At 43.7% G+C, this 6000-nt stretch carries 7 protein-coding genes; 4 read left to right on the forward strand and 3 right to left on the reverse strand.

Translation table 11 applies throughout. From position 1 onward, the window contains the following. Positions 1-10: 10 nt before the first annotated feature. From AB6D58_RS22140 to dbpA, 3 genes are all read left to right on the forward strand, one after another. Positions 11-598, forward strand: coding sequence for a hypothetical protein (locus AB6D58_RS22140; RefSeq protein ID WP_017071598.1), 588 nt, complete (start codon positions 11-13; stop codon positions 596-598). Positions 599-815: 217 nt separating this feature from the next. Further along, entirely contained in the window at positions 816-1724 is a 909-nt protein-coding gene (locus AB6D58_RS22145) for an aldo/keto reductase family oxidoreductase (RefSeq protein ID WP_017064347.1), read from the forward strand. A 148-nt stretch (positions 1725-1872) separates the two neighbouring features. Continuing rightward, positions 1873-3252 carry an ATP-dependent RNA helicase DbpA gene (gene dbpA, locus AB6D58_RS22150; RefSeq protein ID WP_017064348.1) on the forward strand — a complete coding sequence of 460 codons (1380 nt, stop codon included), beginning with the start codon at positions 1873-1875 and terminating at the stop codon, positions 3250-3252. A gap of 140 nt (positions 3253-3392) precedes the next feature. On the opposite strand, the gene AB6D58_RS22155 is transcribed toward dbpA, so the two are convergent. Further along, positions 3393-3566 carry an RNA helicase gene (locus AB6D58_RS22155; RefSeq protein ID WP_136982567.1) on the reverse strand — a complete coding sequence of 58 codons (174 nt, stop codon included), beginning with the start codon at positions 3564-3566 and terminating at the stop codon, positions 3393-3395. A 303-nt stretch (positions 3567-3869) separates the two neighbouring features. Between AB6D58_RS22155 and AB6D58_RS22160 the strand changes: the two genes are divergently transcribed. Further along, positions 3870-4694: a DUF6279 family lipoprotein gene (locus AB6D58_RS22160; RefSeq protein WP_372158514.1), complete on the forward strand. Its 825-nt coding sequence runs from the start codon at positions 3870-3872 to the stop codon at positions 4692-4694. A 72-nt stretch (positions 4695-4766) separates the two neighbouring features. Here the strand turns inward: AB6D58_RS22160 and AB6D58_RS22165 are convergent, their stop codons facing one another. After that, the gene (locus tag AB6D58_RS22165) at positions 4767-5390 is read right to left on the reverse strand and encodes a PolC-type DNA polymerase III (protein WP_136982566.1); all 624 of its coding nucleotides are present in this window, start codon (positions 5388-5390) and stop codon (positions 4767-4769) included. 84 nt (positions 5391-5474) lie between these two features. Beyond that, on the reverse strand, positions 5475-5879 hold the full coding sequence (locus tag AB6D58_RS22170; RefSeq protein ID WP_017090132.1) for a PPC domain-containing DNA-binding protein: 405 nt from the start codon (positions 5877-5879) through the stop codon (positions 5475-5477). Positions 5880-6000: the final 121 nt, after the last annotated feature.

Consider the following 6000-nt stretch of genomic DNA (forward strand, 5'->3'; position numbering starts at 1 on the left):
AGCCCAGTCGATGAAAATCTTTCAAGTTCTAATCTTGCCTCTAATGCTGTCCCTCAATGCTATTTCATTTTCAGCGCAAGCAACCGAAAGCTGGTGGCTAAGAACAGTATTTAACAGCAGCCCAAGTCTGCCGAATTCTCAAAACTATATTAATGATATCGAGTTGATGGATTGTGGTGAGATCGAAGGTACTTTGTTGTGCAGTGACTTAACCCAATATTACGACCTGGATGTGTATGTTGAACTGGAGTTGGGGGACTCAAGTGTCGAAACGGTTCGCTTAAACCTGCCATATTCGGACCTAAGTTACACAAAGCTTCAGGCATACCTTCGCCAAGATGGCTTTGCTCTCAGTTCAATTCGTATTGGTGAAGATGAATTCGATGTTACAGCTCAACTCGAACAAGCTCGAAATGAAGGTGTTGGTTTCGATAAGGTGGATAAACAGCTGGTCGAATTTATCAACGCGCCTCACGGTTCAGCAGAGCAACTGAGTGTGTGGAATGTGCCTAGCTTATCTTCTTCTAGCTCTACTTCTCCTTGGATTCAGTTACAGAGTGATGGTGACAACTTAACGGTTGAACTTAATCGTTTTTAATTGCTCAAATTTATAGATAGTTTCGTTATTTATTAGGCTAAACAAGCCTTTCAGGAGAACGGCTCGCGGGCAGACAGCAAGTTATAATTCATTTAAGTGTTCGTTTTTCTGCGGCTCTCACATTTTTAATAAGCGTTTAGCTTTGCCATTTGTTATACGTTGAGCCTTCGGTAAAACGAGCTTAGGATACGTTCAGTATTGATAAAGGAGACAACCCATGGTTGCAAGAGTAACGATAGCGCCACAAGGCCCAGAACTTTCTGAGCTGGTGCAAGGATACTGGCGTACAGCAGAGTGGGGCATGACCCCGCAACAACGCCTGACTTTCCTGAAGCAACATATTGATCTTGGCATCACAACTGTTGATCACGCGGATATTTACGGTAACTACCAATGTGAAAAGTTGTTTGGTGAGGCGTTAGCGCTTGAACCAAGCCTTCGTGATGATATTCAAATCGTCACCAAGTGCGATATCAACCTATGTGGTGACCACACTCCAGATCGTAAGATCAATCACTATGACACCAGCGCGCAGCATATTTACCAATCAGTAAATAACTCATTAGAGCACTTAGGTGTTAACGATATCGATGTATTGTTGATTCACCGCCCTGACGTGTTAATGGATGCCGATGAAGTAGCAGAAGCGTTCGCAGAGCTACACAAAGTAGGTAAAGTTAAGCACTTCGGTGTTTCTAACTTTTCACCGCGTCAGTTCGAACTGCTTCAATCTCGACTCGGTAAGCCGTTAGTGACCAACCAAGTTGAAATCAACCCATTGAACTTCGAAGTGGCTCATGATGGCACGCTAGATCAACTGCAGATGAACCGCATTCGCCCGATGGCGTGGTCTTGTCTCGGTGGTGGTAGCATCTTCAGTGGTGATTCAGCGCAAGCGGTTCGCGTTCGTGATGAGCTAGAGGCGATTCGTCAAGAAGTCGGTGCAGACAGCATTGATCAAGTGATTTACGCTTGGGTTCGTCGTTTACCATCTAGTCCAATTGCAATTATTGGTTCTGGTAAGATTGAGCGTGTGAAGACGGCCGTTGATGCACTGAAAATCGAGCTGACGCGCGAACAGTGGTATCGCGTATGGGTGGCATCTAAAGGTCACGGTGTGCCATAGAAAGCAATTCGTATAGAAGTCAAAGCCAGCTAAGTAAGCTGGCTTTTTTGTGTTCGCCTAACATGTTTCTCCAAAACTGTGATTAAGGTGGAATAATTTTCAAAAACACTCATAATGCACTCTGTTTTTCACCAGTTGGATATTTCCATTGAGCACTTCAAAATTCTCTTCAATCGCCCTTAAACCAGAGCTTCTAAACACGTTAGATTCTCTTGGTTATACTGAAATGACGCCTATCCAAGCGTTAAGTCTTCCTACTATCCTAAATGGCAAGGACGTTATCGGTCAGGGTAAAACGGGTTCAGGTAAAACAGCTGCTTTCGGTTTAGGCGTGCTGCAGAACCTACGCGTTAAGCGTTTCCGTGTTCAGTCTTTAGTGTTATGTCCGACTCGTGAGCTTGCAGACCAAGTAGCAAAAGAGATTCGTACTCTTGCTCGTGGTATTCACAACATTAAAGTGCTGACACTATGTGGCGGTATGCCAATGGGCCCACAGATTGGTTCACTAGAGCATGGCGCACACATTCTTGTAGGCACACCTGGTCGTATTCTTGATCACCTAGAGAAAGGCCGCATTGACCTGTCTGAGCTGAACACACTTGTGTTAGATGAAGCGGATCGCATGCTAGAGATGGGTTTCCAAGACGCTTTGGATGCTGTGATTGAAGCGGCGCCAAAAGAACGCCAAACTCTGCTATTCAGTGCGACTTTCCCTAAACAGATCAAATCTGTTGCAGACCGCATTATGCGCAATCCAGAAATGGTGAAGGTTGAATCAACACACGATCACTCAAGCATCCAACAACACTTCTACAAGTTAGAAGGTTCTGAAGCTCGTGATGACGCTCTAGAGCTGCTGTTGTTGCATCACCAACCGGAGTCTGCGGTTGTGTTCTGTAACACTAAGAAAGAAGTGCAGAACGTAAACGATGAGCTAAGCCACCGCGGTTTCAGTGTTATCGAACTTCATGGTGACATGGAACAGCGTGAACGTGACCAAGCTTTGGTTCAGTTCTCAAACAAAACCATCTCGATTCTAGTGGCGACAGACGTTGCGGCTCGCGGTCTTGATGTTGATAACCTAGATGCTGTGTTCAACTTTGAATTGTCTCGCGACCCTGAAGTTCACGTACACCGTATTGGTCGTACTGGCCGTGCAGGAAGCAAAGGCGTAGCGATCAGCTTTTTTAGTGAAAAAGAGATGTACCGTGTTGCTCAAATTGATGAGTACATGGACATGCCAATCGAGCCATCTGAACTGCCAGCAAAACCAATTGCTAAGCCGTACTACTCAAACATGGTTACCATCCAAATTGATGGCGGTAAGAAAGCTAAGCTTCGTGCTGGTGATATTCTTGGCGCACTGACGGGCCAAGGCGGCATTGATGGTAAATCAGTAGGTAAGATCAATCTGTTTGCAATGCGTGCTTACGTAGCGGTAGAAAGATCTGTGGCTAAAAAAGCACTGAACAAAATCGAATCAGGTAAAATGAAGGGTCGTCAATTCCGCGCCCGAATCCTGAAGTAATTCGAGACTGAATCCCTTTGCTGCGATATGTCTAATTAACGACATTGCTAATTAATGGCATTGCAGTAAAGGGTGTTCCACAAAATGCCACTTAAGTTTCTTATCTTAGGTTTATCGACCTAGTCCTCTATACCAAAGCATTATTCATCGGGTCTTATCGAATAAAGATCGTTGATATGTTTTCCTTCGCTAAGATACCAAGTCATCGCTTCCAGTCGATTGTGAACCAATATCGTGATTGTGGTTATTGAACCATCATCAAAATAACAAAGCTCATATTCTAAATCGCTTGGATGATCAGGAATAGCGGCCATAGCTTCCCTCCCAAATATCAATCATTTTAAATACGTCAACCCAACTCATTTATAGGGTTCGTATCACGTCAAATGAGTAATAAAATCAAGTCACATCACTGCCATTAATTATTTTTAGTTTAATCATTTGCCTAAATAGCTAGATTAGCAAGTTTGGGTCTCAATTTATCTCAAAGTTCTTACGACCACTGTTTATTAAGACTACTTTTATAAGAGCTAGAATTAGCGTTATAAAAACTGGGCTAACCTTAAAGGGATGAGTTAATCGGTTTGTGGCTTTGTTGAATGTCGTGAGAGGGTAGAATGAGAAAGTGCCGGTGGTTAGTTTTAGTGATCTGTTTTCTATTTACTGGGTGCGGGACCAAGTTCGCCTATAACAATATAGGTTGGTTTGTCGTTAGCTATATAGAAGATTTTGTTTCCCTCTCAAATAGCCAAGAATCAGAGCTTGAAGAGCGATTAGATATATTACAGAAATGGCATAAAGAAACTCAGCTACCTCTGTATATTTCGCAATTAGAAGCGATTCAAAACGTAGAACGGTCGGATATGAATCCCGCTTTTATTGTTGGCCAAAGTGAAGAAACGAAAGAGCATATTCGCTCAATCGTCAATAAGTTCGCTCCAGATATTTACGCCTTGAGTATGCAGCTTAGCCCTAAGCAAGACAGGGAGTTTTTAAAGAACTTTCGTGAAAAGCAGCAAGACTATTATGAAGAAAGGTTGTCGTTGAACGATGCCGATTCGAGAGAGCGATACCGAAGCAGAATAGAAGAGCGCGCAGAACGGTGGTTAGGTTCAGTATCGAAAGAACAAAAACAGATTATTTTGGCTTGGTCTAAAGAGTGGGTAAATACCAATAGCAGTTGGCGACAATATCAAAACAACACCTATCAAGAGCTAACGACGCTGATGGCAAAGAAGAGCGATCTGCATATTATCATGAAGTTGCTTTTAAACAATGAAGCTTATTATCCTGATGAACTTGAGTCACAACTCAACCAAAATATGGAAACATCAGCCAAGTTTTTAGTAGATATCGCCGCGACCAGCAGTAACAAGCAGTGGGCGTATTTTATGAATGAATTAGAAAGCCTCAAAGGAACGTTGAAGTCATTGCAAGAGTAGAGCGTCCCTTTTAAAGGCTAGCGGTTATTGTCGAGCTAGCCTTTCATCCCACTTTAAGGTGAATTTCGGAACCTAACCCCTGTTGCTCATCAGTAGTTTTGGAATCGAACTTTTGGCTGTCTTCGATATTTTCTGCATTAATTGGAAGCTCGGTTGTTGAATACCGTGGTCACTCTTCAGCTCATCGATCATTAATAACCACAACCTTGCTGTCATTTCTGAATCGGCTAATGCTCTGTGGAAAGTGCCGTCGTTATCTATGCGCTTGAATCGAACTAGGTCGCCTAACTTATGAGTCGGTGCGTCTTGGATTAGACGACGAGCGATCAACATTGAGCAAGCGAACTTGCCTGTGTAGTCTCGGCCAATAAAGTCTAATTCCGCATCTAGAAAGCGTTTATCAAACGACGCATTGTGAGCAACAAGTTGGCTGCCTTGGATAAAGTCTGCAAACTCATCCATCACTTCACTGCAACTGGCCGCTGTGCTTAACATACGGTTACTGATCCCGGTATAGCTTTCAATGAATCCACTAACGCGAAATCCCGGGTTCATGAGCTGCTGGAAGGTGTCGACGACTTTGCCGTTAACTAATTTAACCGCACCGATTTCAATCGCTCGGTCACCCATGTTTGGTGATAAGCCTGTGGTTTCGAAATCGAGAACGATAACGGAGTCTGCGGAGTTTGGAGCCATCGTGTTTCCTAATACTATTTGGTTGTATCGCTTTATATGGGGCGCTTAGTGTTGCTATGGGGCGATCTATTGCGTGGTGTTGTTCTATTGCGTGTTGCTGCTGACTGTTAGCTCAGTGTAACCTGTAGAATCGTCATGCTCTCTGTTGAAGGTCAAAGTATCGTAGCGGTGAATAATCAATTCAGCGGTGGTTGCGATAATCGTCTCTTCAAGCAAATGCCCACCAATCACATTGCCATTTTCATCAGCAACCGATATATGAACATGCTGGTGGTTTGGGGTTAGCGTCGCCATAAGTGACACAATTTCGAACGGAGCTATGATTAGCTTGGTGTTGTTTGCATTAGCCAGACGAATATTGAGTTGAGAAACACATCCAACACAAGACGCGACAGAGCCCGCCGAGATATTGTGTGCTGTCACTAGCTTTTGGAGCTCAAGCTTTAGGTCTTGGCCTCGGGTTAATCTCGTTGCGATAGGAGTGATCATCTTATTGCCTCAATTTTATTTGTATTTCTAAGAGCAAAACGAAGCCACATTGGGCTTCGTTTTATTTTTTGTGCGCCGAGCATGGCGTTGATCTAGGAGGTGAAAGTCCTCTACGGGCTCA

This window comes from Vibrio sp. 10N.239.312.D08, assembly GCF_041466145.1.
GTDB lineage: Bacteria > Pseudomonadota > Gammaproteobacteria > Enterobacterales > Vibrionaceae > Vibrio > Vibrio crassostreae_C.

Coding starts and splice junctions, on each gene's coding strand:
- AB6D58_RS22140 (WP_017071598.1), top strand. CDS start 11: ATGAAAATCTTTCAAGTTCTAATCTTGCCTCTAATGCTGTCCCTCAAT.
- AB6D58_RS22145 (WP_017064347.1), top strand. CDS start 816: ATGGTTGCAAGAGTAACGATAGCGCCACAAGGCCCAGAACTTTCTGAG.
- AB6D58_RS22155 (WP_136982567.1), bottom strand. CDS start 3,566: ATGGCCGCTATTCCTGATCATCCAAGCGATTTAGAATATGAGCTTTGT.
- AB6D58_RS22160 (WP_372158514.1), top strand. CDS start 3,870: ATGAGAAAGTGCCGGTGGTTAGTTTTAGTGATCTGTTTTCTATTTACT.
- AB6D58_RS22165 (WP_136982566.1), bottom strand. CDS start 5,390: ATGGCTCCAAACTCCGCAGACTCCGTTATCGTTCTCGATTTCGAAACC.
- AB6D58_RS22170 (WP_017090132.1), bottom strand. CDS start 5,879: ATGATCACTCCTATCGCAACGAGATTAACCCGAGGCCAAGACCTAAAG.